Source organism: Micromonospora sp. LZ34 (assembly GCF_052981855.1).
In genome coordinates, this window is record NZ_JBRIQN010000004.1 from 258,924 (window position 1) to 272,949 (window position 14,026).

At 75.4% G+C, this 14,026-nt stretch carries 7 protein-coding genes and 2 pseudogenes; 5 read left to right on the forward strand and 4 right to left on the reverse strand.

What is annotated here, in order from left to right:
- Nucleotides 1-20: 20 nt before the first annotated feature.
- From ACVCAH_RS07360 to purE, 4 genes and pseudogenes are all read left to right on the forward strand, one after another.
- A pseudogene (locus ACVCAH_RS07360) lies at nt 21-1,251 on the forward strand (thioredoxin domain-containing protein); the annotation flags it as partial.
- A 53-nt stretch (nt 1,252-1,304) separates the two neighbouring features.
- Nucleotides 1,305-2,015: pseudogene (locus tag ACVCAH_RS07365) on the forward strand (hypothetical protein); the annotation flags it as partial.
- A 37-nt stretch (nt 2,016-2,052) separates the two neighbouring features.
- Nucleotides 2,053-3,234 carry a 5-(carboxyamino)imidazole ribonucleotide synthase gene (locus tag ACVCAH_RS07370; RefSeq protein ID WP_447135277.1) on the forward strand — a complete coding sequence of 394 codons (1,182 nt, stop codon included), beginning with the start codon at nt 2,053-2,055 and terminating at the stop codon, nt 3,232-3,234.
- The gene (gene purE, locus ACVCAH_RS07375) at nt 3,231-3,722 is read left to right on the forward strand and encodes a 5-(carboxyamino)imidazole ribonucleotide mutase (protein ID WP_447135278.1); all 492 of its coding nucleotides are present in this window, start codon (nt 3,231-3,233) and stop codon (nt 3,720-3,722) included. The genes ACVCAH_RS07370 and purE overlap by 4 nt, the downstream gene beginning before the upstream one ends.
- Before the next feature lie 84 nt (nt 3,723-3,806).
- On the opposite strand, the gene ACVCAH_RS07380 is transcribed toward purE, so the two are convergent.
- The 4 genes from ACVCAH_RS07380 to ACVCAH_RS07395 form a co-directional block, all read right to left on the reverse strand.
- On the reverse strand, nt 3,807-4,151 hold the full coding sequence (locus tag ACVCAH_RS07380) for a cupin domain-containing protein (RefSeq protein WP_447135279.1): 345 nt from the start codon (nt 4,149-4,151) through the stop codon (nt 3,807-3,809).
- Between the two features lie 24 nt (nt 4,152-4,175).
- Complete coding sequence (locus tag ACVCAH_RS07385; protein ID WP_447135280.1) at nt 4,176-5,558, reverse strand: RNA-guided endonuclease InsQ/TnpB family protein; 1,383 nt, start codon at nt 5,556-5,558, stop codon at nt 4,176-4,178.
- Nucleotides 5,559-6,000: 442 nt separating this feature from the next.
- Nucleotides 6,001-10,941 (reverse strand): SCO7613 C-terminal domain-containing membrane protein, encoded by a 4,941-nt coding sequence (locus ACVCAH_RS07390; RefSeq protein ID WP_447135281.1) that lies wholly within the window; start codon nt 10,939-10,941, stop codon nt 6,001-6,003.
- Between the two features lie 158 nt (nt 10,942-11,099).
- The gene (locus tag ACVCAH_RS07395) at nt 11,100-12,527 is read right to left on the reverse strand and encodes a UDP-glucose dehydrogenase family protein (RefSeq protein WP_447135282.1); all 1,428 of its coding nucleotides are present in this window, start codon (nt 12,525-12,527) and stop codon (nt 11,100-11,102) included.
- 250 nt (nt 12,528-12,777) lie between these two features.
- Here ACVCAH_RS07395 and ACVCAH_RS07400 point away from each other — a divergent pair, with 250 nt between their 5' ends.
- Nucleotides 12,778-13,947, forward strand: a complete 1,170-nt coding sequence (locus tag ACVCAH_RS07400) for an acyl-CoA dehydrogenase family protein (RefSeq protein ID WP_447135283.1) — start codon at nt 12,778-12,780, stop codon at nt 13,945-13,947.
- Nucleotides 13,948-14,026: the final 79 nt, after the last annotated feature.

Below are 14,026 nucleotides of genomic sequence, written 5' to 3' on the forward strand. Positions count from 1 at the left end.
GGGCTGGTTATGGTCGTCGGGTGAACCGACTCGCCCACGCCACGAGCCCGTACCTCCTCCAGCACGCCGACAACCCGGTCGACTGGTGGCCGTGGTGCGACGAGGCGTTCGCCGAGGCGAAGCGGCGGGACGTCCCGGTGCTCATCTCGGTCGGCTACGCCGCCTGCCACTGGTGCCACGTGATGGCCCACGAGTCGTTCGAGAACGAGCAGGTCGGCGCCCTGATGAACGACGACTTCGTGTGCGTCAAGGTGGACCGGGAGGAGCGGCCGGACGTCGACGCGGTCTACATGACCGCCACCCAGGCGATGACCGGCCAGGGCGGCTGGCCGATGACCGTCTTCGCCACCCCGGACGGCACCCCGTTCTTCTGCGGCACCTACTACCCGCGGGCCAACTTCGTCCGGCTGCTGCAGTCGGTCGCCACCGCCTGGCGGGACCAGCGGGAGGCGGTCGTGCGGCAGGGCGCCGCGGTGGTCGAGGCGATCGGCGGCGCCCAGGCCGTGGGCGGGCCCACCGCGCCGCTGGACGCCGAACTGCTCGACGCCGCGGCCGAGCAGCTCGGCCAGGAGTACGACGAGACGAACGGCGGCTTCGGCGGGGCGCCGAAGTTCCCGCCGCACATGAACCTGCTCTTCCTGCTCCGGCACCACCAGCGCACCGGCTCGGCGCGCAGCCTGGAGATCGTCCGGCACACCTGCGAGGCGATGGCCCGGGGCGGCATCTACGACCAGCTCGCCGGGGGCTTCGCCCGCTACTCCGTGGACGGGCACTGGACCGTGCCGCACTTCGAGAAGATGCTCTACGACAACGCCCTGCTGCTGCGGGCGTACACCCAGCTCTGGCGGCTCACCGGCGACCCCCTCGCGGCCCGGATCGCCGCCGAGACGGCCGCCTTCATGATCGACGACCTGGGCACCCCCGAGGGTGGGCTGGCCTCCGCGCTGGACGCGGACACCGAGGGGGTCGAGGGGCTCACCTACGCCTGGACGCCGGCGCAGCTGGTCGAGGCGCTGGGGGAGGAGGACGGCCGCTTCGCCGCCGACCTGTTCGCGGTCACCGAGGCCGGTTCGTTCGAGCACGGCACCAGCGTGCTGCGGCTGGCCCGGGACGTGGACGACGTGGACCCGGCGGTGGCCGGCCGCTGGGAGCGGGTCCGGGCCCGGCTGCGCGAGGTACGCGACACCCGGCCGCAGCCGGCCCGCGACGACAAGGTGGTCGCCGCCTGGAACGGGCTGGCGGTCACCGCGCTGGTCGAGCACACCGCGCTCACCGGTGACCCGGTGACCGCCGCCGCGGCGACCCGGATCGCCGAGGTGCTCGCCGACCGGCACCTGGTGGCCGGCCGGCTGCGCCGGGTCTCCCGGGGCGGCGTGGTCGGCGAGCCGGCCGGCGTGCTGGAGGACTACGGCTGCGTCGCCGAGGCGTTCTGCGCCGTGCACCAACTCACCGGCGAGGGGCGCTGGCTGGAGCTGGCCGGGCGGCTGCTGGACGTCGCGCTGGAGCGGTTCGCCGCGCCCGGCGGCGGCTTCTACGACACCGCCGACGACGCCGAGCGGCTGGTCACCCGGCCGGCCGACCCCACCGACAACGCCACCCCCTCGGGCCGCTCGGCGATCGTCGCCGCGCTGGTGGCGTACGCGGCGCTGACCGGGGAGACCCGCTACCGGGAGGCGGCCGAGGCGGCGCTGGGCACCGTCGCGCCGATCGTCGGCCGGCACGCCCGCTTCACCGGGTACGCGGCCACCGTCGGCGAGGCGCTGCTCTCCGGGCCGTACGAGATCGCCGTGGTCACCGAGGAGCCGGCCGGCGACCCGCTGGTCGCGGCGGCGCACCGGCACGCCCCACCCGGGGCGGTGATCGTGGCGGGCCGGGCCGACCAGCCGGGGGTGCCGTTGCTCGCCGACCGGCCGATGCTCGACGGGCGGCCCACCGCGTACGCCTGCCGGGGTTTCGTCTGCGAGCGCCCGGTCACAGACGTGGAGGACCTGATCGGGCAGCTCGCCGGCCGGTAGGGGCGGCGGCGGGCCGGCCGGATAGGCTGGCGCCGCTATGGATTCCCGTACCGGTCTGCCTGTTGTCGGCATGGTGGGTGGCGGCCAGCTGGCCCGGATGACCCACCAGTCCGCGATCGCCCTCGGCCAGTCGCTGCGCGTCCTGGCGCTGGCCCCCGACGACGGTGCCGCGCTGGTCGCCGCCGACGTCCAGTACGGCGACCACACCGACCTGGCCGCACTGCGCACCTTCGCCAAGGGCTGCGACGTGGTCACCTTCGACCACGAGCACGTGCCGAACGAGCACATCCGCACGCTGGCCGCGGAGGGCGTGACGCTGTACCCGCCCGCCGACGCGCTGCGCTACGCCCAGGACAAGCGGGCGATGCGCGAGCGGCTGACCGAGCTGGGCGCGCCCAACCCCGCGTGGCGGCCGGTCGGCGAGCCGGCCCACCTGGTCGGCTTCGGCGACGAGGTCGGCTGGCCGGTGGTGCTCAAGGCCGCCAGCGGCGGGTACGACGGCCGGGGCGTCTGGCTGGTGGACGGCCCGGCGCAGGCCGCCGAGCTGGCGGGCACCCTGCTGGCCGGCGGGACCAGGCTGATCGTCGAGGAGCGGGTGCCGCTGCGCCGCGAGCTGGCCGTGCAGGTGGCCCGCTCGCCGTTCGGGCAGGTCGCCGCGTACCCGGTGGTCGAAACGGTGCAGCGGGACGGGATCTGCGTCGAGGTGCTGGCCCCGGCACCCGACCTGCCGGAGGAACTGGCGGTCGCCGCCCAGCAGCTCGCCATCGACCTGGCCACCTCGCTCGGCGTGGTGGGCCTGCTCGCGGTCGAGCTGTTCGAGGTCGCCGACCCGGCCGGGCCGGGCGGCAGCCGGATCGTGGTGAACGAGCTGGCGATGCGGCCGCACAACTCCGGCCACTGGACCATCGAGGGCGCCCGCACCTCGCAGTTCGAGCAGCACCTGCGGGCGGTCCTCGACTACCCGATGGGCGACACCGCGCTGACCGCGCCGGTGGTGGTGATGGCGAACGTGCTCGGCGGCGAGCCCGGCGGGATGTCGATCGACGAGCGGCTGCACCACCTCTTCGCCGCCGAGCCGGGGGCGAAGGTGCACCTCTACGGCAAGCAGGTGCGCCCCGGGCGCAAGATCGGGCACGTCACGCTGCTCGGCGACGACCTGGACGAGGTAAGGACGCGGGCCACGCGGGCCGCCCGCTGGCTACGGGAGGGGCACGAGTGACCACCGTCGGGCTGATCATGGGCAGCGACTCGGACTGGCCGACCATGAAGGCCGCCGCCGAGGTGCTGGACGAGTTCGAGGTGCCCTACGAGGTCGAGGTGGTCTCGGCGCACCGCACCCCGGTGAAGATGATCGACTACGGCCGGGCCGCCGCCGACCGCGGCCTCAAGGTGATCATCGCGGGCGCCGGTGGCGCGGCGGCGCTGCCCGGCATGGTCGCCTCGGTCACCCCGCTGCCGGTGATCGGCGTACCGGTGCCGCTGAAGCACCTGGACGGGATGGACTCGCTGCTCTCCATCGTGCAGATGCCGGCCGGCATCCCGGTCGCCACGGTCTCGATCGGCAACGCCCGCAACGCCGGCCTGCTCGCCGTGCGGATCCTCGGCGCCGCCGACCGGACCCTGCTCGACCGGATGGCGGCCTACCAGGCCGACCTGGAGCAGTTGGTGGCCGAGAAGGACGCCGCCCTGCGGGCCTCCCTGGCCTGACCCGCCGGAGCGCCCGCCGCGCTGCCAGACCGGGACCTGGTGCCGTGGGTCGGTCGCCTGCTGAAGCGGCGCCGGCCGACCGAGCTAGGCGGTCGGCGGGCCCGGCGCGCGCGAGCCGTACGCCGGGCCGAACACCACCAGCAGCGCCAGGTCCTCGGTGACCTCCACGAACCGGTGCTCCTCGCCCGCGGGCACGAAGATCACCGAACCGCGGCCGACCTCGGCCGCGCCGTCCGGTGTCACGATCCTGGCCCGCCCGGCGGTGACCACGTAGATTTCGTCCTCGGTGTGCGGGCGCTGGTCGTCGAGCCCGCCGGCCGGGATGCAGTACGTCCCCACCGACAGGTCCGGCACGCGCAGGTGCTCCACCCAGTCGTTGGCCGCCCCGGCGGGCGGCGTCCACACCCCGGCGCCTTCGATGATCCGCATCGGCGGAGCCTAGTGCGGTGTCCACTAACGTTCACCGGGTGCTCGGTGGGCTTGTGGATCCTCGCCGTGCAGGGCGAGCGACTCCCCACGACATGGTGGGGCGGGCCTCCGCGGGCCAACTGATCCTCGCGCCGCCTGGTGTGGGCGGCGGGGGTCACGTCGGGATCGGCCGGCGCCGGGTAGGTGCCGGCCGGCTCGACGGTGCGTGACCACCTCCGGCAGCACAGTGACTGTGGGGGTGGTGGGTCCGCCGCCCGGGGTGCGGGTGGCGATGCTGGCGGCCGCGACAAGGTCGCGGTGCCCAGAAAAGTGGCAGTGCGGGCAGGTCAGGGTCCGCCCACGAGGTTTCGGCACCCGCCGTCGGCAGGCGGGGCAGGTTGAGGAGGTGCCGCGTTCGTCGACGAGCCGGACGGTGATGCCGGCGAGGGTGGCCTTGTCCGTCAGGATCTGGATGAGCCGGCCGATCTGCCACTGCCGTAGTCGCAGGTTGTGCCGCCGCCCGGCAGCGATGTCGAGCACACCGCGGGGGTCGCCGACGTGCAGCACTCCGACCCGCTGCTGCTGGGCCCAGGTGATGACGGTTCGGGCGGCCTCGTGCTGGGCCTGGCGGACCCGCCGCTGGTGCCGGCCCTCCACCAACCGCGCCCGGCGGCGGTACTTGCGCCACCGGCGTGACCCCCGCTGACCCGGTTTCGGGGCCCGGTGCGAGACGGCGCGGCGGCGGGCTTTGGTGTCGGCCAGGTGCATGCGGTGCTCGGCGCGGATCGCCCGCCCCGACACCAACAGCCCCTCACCGCCGGGGCCAGCCACCGCGTACGGGTGAATGATCCCCAGGTCCACCCCGGCCACCCGACCCGGATCCGGCTCCTCACCCGGCGGGTAGACGGTGATCGGGACTTCGGCGGTGACGTCGAGAAACAGGCGGCCACCCTCGCACAGCAGGGTGATCGAGCGGACCTGCTCGATCGGATACGGCAGGTCCCGTGCCAGCCGGACCCACAACGGCGCGTTGCCCGTCGCGGTCGGGATGCGCACCCGGCGCCCCTCGATGGTGAACGTGCCGTGATACCAGCGCACCGGCACCAGCCCCCGCCGCCGCCGCGGGAACCGGGCCGACACGTCACCGTCGGCGCGGCGTTTCGCGGCCGCGAACCACGCGTCGGAGAACCGGCGCAGCACCGACCGCGCGCCCACCGAGTCCAACTCGCCGAACGTACCCGGCCCCGACGCCGCCAACTCCCGACACAACTCCTGGTAACCGACCAGCAGCGCGTCGCGGCGGCGGCGTCGCCACGCGTTGACCTCCAACACGCACGCCCACACGTCACCGGCCGAGCGGAGCAGGCCGAAACACCGCCGCCGCTGCCCCGCCGTCACCCGCAACGCGACGCGGGCCGTGCGATGCACAACCCGTAGTGCGGCAGGATCCCGACGGCGAGGCACAAACCCCAGCCAACACCACCCCTACGACAATTCCCCAACCCCGACCAACCCGGCGAACGTTAATGGCCACCGCACTAGCCACCCCCGGTCAGGCCGGCGGGGCACGCGCCCGCGCCCGGCCCACCGTGTCCGGCCCCCACGCCGTGCCTGGGCCGGGTTCGGGCCGTGCCCGGCGTCCACCACGTTCGAGGGGACGCGGCCCGGCAACATCGTCCAGGCCGGCCGACACGCGGCGCTGAACCGCCGCCCGATGCTCCGGACCCCGGCCGTAGACCCGGCCTGCGGATGCGACGCGTTCGGAGCCGGCGCTCCGGTGGGAGGCGTCCGGAGCCGGCGCGCGGGTGCGACGCGTCCGCAGCCGGCACGCTCTGCCCGTCGGGTTCGATGGCCGCAGGGCCCCTCCGGTTCATCGCATGCCGCGCAGGGCGGTCTGCAACCGCTCCTGCGCGCGGCGGCGCCGCTCGTTGCTCGCGCCGAGCACCAGCAGCAGGATGCCGACCGGGATCAGGGCCAGCCACGGGCCGAAGGCGAACAGCGCGTGGATCGCGGTGATCGCGGTGACCGTCGCGCCGACGATCACCGGGGCCTGTTGCTGGCTCATCGAGCCGAAGATCAGCACGGCCACCGCGCCGAGCAGCAGCAACACCTGCCGCAGCGTGCTGGAGTCGGTGGCGAGCACGATCGCCAGGGTCGGCAGGAAGGCGGCGACCAGCGCCGGCCCGTACGCCACCCAGCTGCTCAGGTCGGCGCGGTGCCGCAGCTCCAGCACGCCGACCAGCAGGGCCAGCGCCGCGAACGGCAGCGTGTACGCCTCGGGCAGCGCCACGTCGGCGACCCGCATCAGGATCCACCAGGCGCTGATCTCGCAGACCACCACCGCCCAGAACAGGATCCGCCGCTCCACCGGGCGACGGCCGGGCCGGGTCGCCGCCACCCCGAGGACCGCGCCCCAGGCCGCGAGCAGGGCGGCGATGTGCCGCGGCGAGTCGAAGGCCAACGCCAGGGCGATCAGTGCGGCGGCGTGCCCGCTCCACTCCACGGTGGCCGCCTCGCGCTGCGCCTCGGGGCGGCGCAGTCGGGGCAGCGTGGCCGCGAACACCTGCAACGCCGCGCCGACCGCCAGCACGCCGAACGCGGACCAGACCGCGGCCAGCCCGGCGACCAGGCCGGCGGTGAGTACGAAGAGCTGGGCCATCAGCGAGGCGAACAGCCAGCCGAGAATGCGGGCCCGCTGGGTGGTGCCGAAGAGCGCGGCGACCGCGCCGACGCCGACCGCGCCGCCGAGCGTGAACAGGGTCAGCTCTCGGGTGGCCAGGCTGCCGGCCAGCCCGGCGCCGCCGGCCGCCAGCCCGATGCCGAAGACCAGCACCCGCGCCAGCCGCAGCGAGCGGGCCGGCTCGACCAGCGGCGGGGGCGGGGTCAGCGCCAGGCCGAGCATCGAGATCGTGAAGACGGAGAGCGCGGCCAGGGTGCTCGTCGGCCAGCCGGTGCCGAGCGCGGCCGGGGTGATCAGCAGGGTCACCGCCGCGCCGGGCAGCACCACCGGGACCGCCCGGGACCGGCGGCCACCGCTGAAACCGGTGGCCGCCAGCGCCGCGGTCGCGGTCAACAGCAGCGCGGTCAGCACGTGCGCCGGGTCGACCGCGTCGGGCGGTGGGCTGAGCAGCCCGGGCGGAGGCCCCTGCCACACCCGGGTGAGCGTGGCGTGCGGCTCGACCAGCGCGACGACGAGCGCCGGCGCGATCGACACCAGCGCGATCACGGTCGGCAGGGCGGCCGCGGCGAGGGCACCGGCCGCCGGGCTGACCCGCCAGCGCCGCCGGGTGCCGTCGTCCGGCAGCCGCCGCAGCGCGCCGTCGAGCAGCACCGACCAGCGCCGTACCGGCTGGGCGGAGCCGGCCGGCGGCTCGGTGGCGCCCCGGGCCAGTTCGGCCAGCACGCCGAGCAGGGCCGCGGCGGCGGCGTAGACGCCCACGGGCAGGCCGCTGGGGACGGCGGCCAGGGCGCTGATGGTGGCGCCGCCGACCACCGCCGCGCTGGTCCACGGCAGGTACTGCGGCACCTGCCGGCGTACCGCGGCCACCGCGGCGAGGCCGAGGCTGGACGCAGCCAGCGCGGCGGTCAGCACCACCTGCGGCGGACGCTCGAACTCGGCCGCCAGCGCGGCGACCGCGCCGGGCAGCGCGAGCACCGCCGCGCCGGCCGCGGCGCCTCCGATCTGCGCCAGGTACGGCGGCATCCCGTCGGCGTGGATGTCCTCCACCAGCGGCTCGGCGAGCGACCGGGCCAGCGCCGCCACCACCACGCCGATCAGCGCGATGCTGCCCAGCGCCAGCGCGGTGGTCCACGGCCGGACCAGCCCGGCGCCGGCCGCGTGCAGGGCCACCACCCCGGCCACGGTGGCCCGGGACAGCCCGGCCCGCGGGTCGACCGAGGCGACCGCGGCCATCCCGAAGACGGTGGCGACCATTCCCCCGACCAGCACCGGTGACCACCAGGCCAGGTCGAACGCGGCCGGCGCGCCGATGGTGGCGAGCACGGCGGCCGCGCCGGACACGTCGTACCGCCAGGGCGCCGGCAGGAGGATCCCGGCGGCGACCCCGAGCAGCGCCAGCGCGACCGGGGCCTGCCAGGTCGCGCCACCGGTCGGCGCGGCCGGCCAGCCGCTCAGGTCACCGGCCCAGATCGGCCCGGGGGTGGCGAGCACGCCGACCCCGCCACGCAGCGCCGTCCAACCGGCCAGCAACCCGATCAGCAAGCCGCCGATGGTGATGCCGAGCACCGGCCCGCGCCGCCACTCCGCCGGCATCGCCCGGGCGGCGACCGCGACCACCAGCACCAGCGCGGCGGCCACCGCGAGCTGCCCGCCCGGGGCGAGCACGGCGGCGATCCGGACCAGGGTGGCGATCAGGGCGCCGGTCACCGCGGCCGCCGCGAGGTCGGACCCGTCCAGGGTGAGGTCGGACCGCCGGCCCGCGTCGATCGACGGGGCCAGGAAGAGCAGCACCGCGGCGACCAGCAGCAGCGCGCCGACCCAGGCGTCGGCGACGGTCGCGCCGGGTGCCCCGAACGCGGCCGCGGTGACCACCAGCGCCCCGAGGCCGGTGCCCACCGCCAGCGGGGCCGGGATCTGCCGCTGCGAGACCTGCACGATCGCCGCGTACCCGAGGGTGACGCAGACCGCGAGGAAGCTGGCCGCGAGCACCGGGACGGTCACCTCGCGCAGGCTGGCCGGGGTGGGCGTCGGGTCGATGGGCACGGTCGCGGCGACGAAGGCGGCCACCGCCCCGGGCAGCGCGAACGCGGCGCCGCCGGCGGCCCAGGCGGAGAGGGCGTCGGTCGCCGCCGGGGCGAGCCGAACCCGGGGTGCCACCGCGACCAGGGCGCCCGCCGCGAAGAGGGTGAGCAGCGCGGCGGCGGTCAGCGACGGCCGGGTCAGCGCGGCGCCCGCGCCGAACAGGCCCACCCCGCCGGCGGTGATCCCGTGGGCCAGAGCGGCCCGTTCCGTCCGGGCGGAGAGCCCCGCCACGCCGATGCCGACCGCGGCCAGCACCATCGGCCAGGGCGCCGCCGCCCAACCGAGCCCGAAGGACGCCGGGACGGCGAGCGCGGTCAGCGCCGCGCCGACCACCGCGAACTCCCGGCGGATCTCCGGCGGCAGGGCCAGCACGGCGGCGACGGTCAGCAGGAAGGCGCTCGCGGCGAGCTGCCACGCGGCCGGGCCGACCGCGGCGGCCAGTTCGGCCGGGTACCGGTCCAGGTCGGCGGCCCAGGCCGGCAGCGCGGCGCGGACCGGGGCGACGCCGGCCCGCAGGGCACCGCCGGCCACCACCACTCCGCTGACCGTCAGCGCCACCGCGGAGGCGAACTGCGGACCGCGTCGGGCCGCCTCCGGCACCGCGCGGACGGCCAGCCCGGTCACCGTGATCACCGCCGCGATGAGCAGCAGCGACTGGCCGGGCAGCGCCACCGAGGCGATCCGCCCCAGCGCCCCGATCACGGCGAGGGTGAGGATGCCGGCGCCGACGTCCGGCAGCGGCGGCCGGCGCAGCGCGATCGTCCCGGCCAGCGCGACCGCGGCGGCCAGCAGCAGCACCGTGCCCGCGGCGACCGCGGCGGGCACGGTCTGCGCGCGCAGCAGCGCGGTGACCGCGTACGCGAGGGCGACCGCGACCGCGGCACCGTGCAGCAGCCAGGTCAGCTCGCGCAGCCACGGCACCGGGCGGGTCGCAGCCCCGTCCGGGTCCGCCGGGGCGGCGTCCGGGCCGGCCGGGGTGGTGCCGGCGAGCACCTCGCCGGCCTCCTCCGGCGCGCCCTCCGGTCGGCCCTCGGGCTGCCGCTGCCGGGGCGCGGTCGGCGCGGCGGGCGGCTCGGCCGGGGCGGGCGGCGGGAGGTCCCGGCGTACCGGACGCTCCACGGTGACCGGTGTGCGGGCCAGCAAGAGGTCGAGGACGGCCACCGCGGTCAGGGCCAGCGCCCAGCCGGCCGGGCCGGTGATCCGGTCGTACGCGAACAGCGGCACCACCGGCTGGGCGGCGAGCACGGTGGCGAACCGCGGGGCGCGCAGGCCGGTCCAGTTGGCGTACCCGAAGGAGACGCCGGCGGTGACCGCGAAGACCAGCCCGGCGAAGACGGCGCCCGAGGCGCCGCCGCCTCCGATCCGGTCGACCGCCCAGAGCGCGTACCCGGCCAGCGGCACCAGCAGTAGCCCGACCGCGGCGATGGTCTCGGCGGTGGAGGTGAGCCCCCGCCGGGCCAGCGCGGGCGGGGCGAGCAGCATCAGCACCGTGGCGAGCAGCAGGATGCCCAGCCGGGCCAGCGCGTCCATCGAACTGGTCGCCACCGCGGCGAAGACCACCGCGGCCACCCCGAGCAGCAGCGCGCCCAGGCCGAGCGGGATGTTCTGCACCTCGCGGGAGGACGCCTCCGGCGGGTGCTCCGGGTCGTCGGCGTCCAGCCAGGTGGCGGTCGGCGGGGGCGGCGTCGGGTCGTCCGGGCCGGGCGGTGGGGTGCCCTGCCGGGGCACCCGGGGCGGGGCGCCGGTGGTGGCGGTCGGCGGTCGGCGGCCGGGCCGGCGGCGCAGCACCCGGCGCGGCCGGGTGGCCTGCTTGATCCGTTCCTCACCGGCGTGCGCGAGGATGTCCCGCTGGAAGAGTGCGGCCTGCATCTTGGCGGCGATCTGCCGCTGCTCGCTGGCGATGGCGGCCTCGCGGGCCTTCATCTCCGCGATGGAACGCTCGATCTCCGCCAGGTGCTCGACCCACTGTGGCTGCTCCGCCCCGCAGTGCGGGCAGCGGACGGCCGGCTTGATCTCCCGGCCGCACGAGGAGCACTGAAACGTCGCCACGACACCCCTCCACCCGCACTGTGGACTCCCACTGTCGCAGCATGCCCAAAGCCGGCGCGGAATTCGACCGTTGTCGGCGGGTCCGGGGCAAACCAGTGACGCGGCCGGCCGCGGAGCACGCTCCGCGGCCGGCCGCCGGTGTCAGGAAGGGGGAACCGTCAGGGGCGGCCCATGCCGCGGTACTCCCAGCCGGCCTGCGTCCACAGTGTGGAGTCGAGGCAGTTGCGGCCGTCGACCACCTTGCGGCCGGCGGCCAGCTCGCCGAGGGCGACCGGGTCGGCGTTGCGGAAGTCAGCCCACTCGGTGAGCACGCAGACCAGGTCGGCCCCGGTGACCGCGTCGTTCATGCTGGTCTCGTAGGTCAGCTCGGGAGCCACCCGGCGGGCGTTCTCGGTGCCCTGCGGGTCGTAGACGTGCACGTCGCCGCCGGCCTTCTGGAGCAGCGCGGCGACGGCGAGCGCGGGCGCGTCGCGTACGTCGTCGGTGTTGGGCTTGAACGTCGCGCCCAGCACCGCGATTCGGGTGCCGGACAGGTCCGGCCCGGCCGGCCCGGAGCGGCGGCCGAGCAGCTCCGCGGCGAGCTGGAGGACCCGGGTACGGCGGCGCAGGTTGATCAGGTCGACCTCGTGCAGGAAGCGCAGCGCCTCCCCGGCACCCAGCTCCTGTGCCCGGGCCTGGAAGGCCCGGATGTCCTTGGGCAGGCAGGCGCCGCCGAAGCCGAGGCCGGCCTGGAGGAAGCGGTTGCCGATCCGGGGGTCGTAGCCGATGGCCCGGGCGAGCTGGGTCACGTCGCCGCCGGACGCCTCGCAGACCTCGGCCATCGCGTTGATGAACGAGATCTTGGTGGCCAGGAAGGCGTTCGCGGCGACCTTCACCAGCTCGGCGGTGGCGAAGTCGGTGACCACCAGGGGCACCTCGCGGTCCTCGGTGGCGGCCAGGTCGAAGACTCCCTTGTGGGCGGCGTAGAGCATGCCGTTGGCCCACTCGCTCTTGACGCCGACCACGATCCGGTTGGGGCGCAGCACGTCGTCGACGGCGAAGCCCTCCTGGAGGAACTCCGGGCTCCACGCCACTTCGACGCCGAGGTCGGCCGGGGTGTGCTTGCCGACCAGCTGCTCGACCCACTCGGCAGTGCCGACCGGGACGGTGGACTTGCCGACGATCAGCGCCTTGCGGGTCAGGTGCTGGGCCAGGCTGGTCACCGACGCCTCGACGTACGACAGGTCGGCGCCCATGCCGTCGGCGCGCTGCGGCGTGCCGACGCAGATGAAGTGCACGTCACCGAAGTCGGCGGTCTCGGCGATGTCGGTGCTGAACCGCAGCCGGCCGGCGGCCAGGTTGCGCCGGAGCAGCTCGTCGAGGCCAGGCTCGTGGATCGGCACCTCGCCGGCGTTCAGCTTGGCGATCTTGTCCGCGTCGACGTCGTAGCCGAGCACGTCGTAGCCGAGTTCGGCGTAGCAGATGGCGTACGTCGCGCCGAGGTAGCCGGTGCCCAGGAAGGTCACCCGCGGCCGGGGTGCGCCCGACGGGGGCGTCACCGCGGCGATCGCGGGTACCGGCTGGATGTTCGGGTACGGGATCGTCACGCCTGTCTTCTCCGCTCGCACTGGCGGCGCTTCGTCGCGTCGCATTCTGCTGCTGCGGCGCCTGGCCGGGCACCGAGGGGACTCTATGCCTGTCTCTTCCATCATCGCCGGGCGGCGTGGACGCTTCCTCAAGCCCAAGCCTACGCGGCGGTAACCTCACCTGAACCGGTCGCTATCCTTCAGTCTGCGCGGTCGAGGGTCAGGAGACGCTACAGACTGCGCATGATAGCGGTGAAGGGGAGGGGCCGACATGGCCGCAGAGCAGTCGTTCGACGTCTACCGGTTGCCCGAGGAGCACGAGGCGATCCGGGAGGCGGTCCGTGAGGTCTGTGCGGCCAAGGTGGCGCCGCACGCCGCCGAGGCGGACGAGACCGGCGAGTTCCCGAAGGCGTCCTACGACGCGCTGCGCGCGGCCGACTTCCACGCCCCGCACATCCCCGTCGAGTACGGCGGCGCCGGCGCGGACGCCCTGGCCACCGCGATCGTGATCGAGGAGGTGGCCCGCGCCTGCGCCTCGTCCTCGCTGATCCCCGCGGTGAACAAGCTCGGCACCATGCCGCTGCTGCTGGCCGGCTCCGCGGAGCTCAAGCGCCGCTACCTCACCCCGGTCGCCTCCGGTGACGCGATGTTCTCGTACTGCCTCTCCGAGCCGGAGGCGGGCAGCGACGCGGCCTCGATGACCACCCGCGCGGTCCGGGACGGCGACCACTGGGTGCTCAACGGCGTGAAGCGCTGGATCACCAACGCCGGGGTTTCCGAGTTCTACACCGTCTTCGCCGTGACCGATCCCACTGCCCGCTCCCGGGGCATCTCCGCCTTCGTGGTCGAGAAGTCCGACTCCGGCGTCAGCTTCGGCGCGCCGGAGAAGAAGCTCGGCATCAAGGGCTCGCCGACCCGCGAGGTCTACCTGGACAACGTGCGGATCCCGGCGGACCGGATGATCGGCGCGGAGGGCACCGGCTTCGCCACCGCCATGCAGACCCTGGACCACACCCGGGTCACCATCGCCGCCCAGGCGGTCGGCATCGCGCAGGGCGCGCTCGACTACGCCAAGGGGTACGTGCAGGAGCGCAGGCAGTTCGGCAAGCCGGTCGCCGACTTCCAGGGCATCCAGTTCATGCTCGCCGACATGGGGATGAAGTTGGAGGCGGCGCGGCAGCTGACGTACGCCGCGGCCGGCCGGTCCGAGCGCGGCGACGCCGACCTGACCTACTTCGGCGCGGCGGCCAAGTGCTTCGCCTCCGACGCGGCCATGGAGATCACGACGGACGCGGTGCAGCTGCTCGGCGGCTACGGCTACACCCGGGACTACCCGGTGGAGCGGATGATGCGGGACGCCAAGATCACCCAGATCTACGAGGGCACCAACCAGGTGCAGCGCATCGTGATGGCCCGCCAGCTGCTCAAGGGCCTGGCCTGACCGACGGCCGCCGCGGCCGGCGGGCACCGACCCGCGCCGCGGCGGATCCGGGGCGGGCCGGTCACCCGGCCCGCCCGTC

Excerpts from the sequence above, each read along its gene's own strand:
- ACVCAH_RS07370 (WP_447135277.1), top strand. The coding sequence starts at position 2,053 with ATGGATTCCCGTACCGGTCTGCCTGTTGTCGGCATGGTGGGTGGCGGC.
- ACVCAH_RS07380 (WP_447135279.1), bottom strand. The coding sequence starts at position 4,151 with ATGCGGATCATCGAAGGCGCCGGGGTGTGGACGCCGCCCGCCGGGGCG.
- ACVCAH_RS07400 (WP_447135283.1), top strand. The coding sequence starts at position 12,778 with ATGGCCGCAGAGCAGTCGTTCGACGTCTACCGGTTGCCCGAGGAGCAC.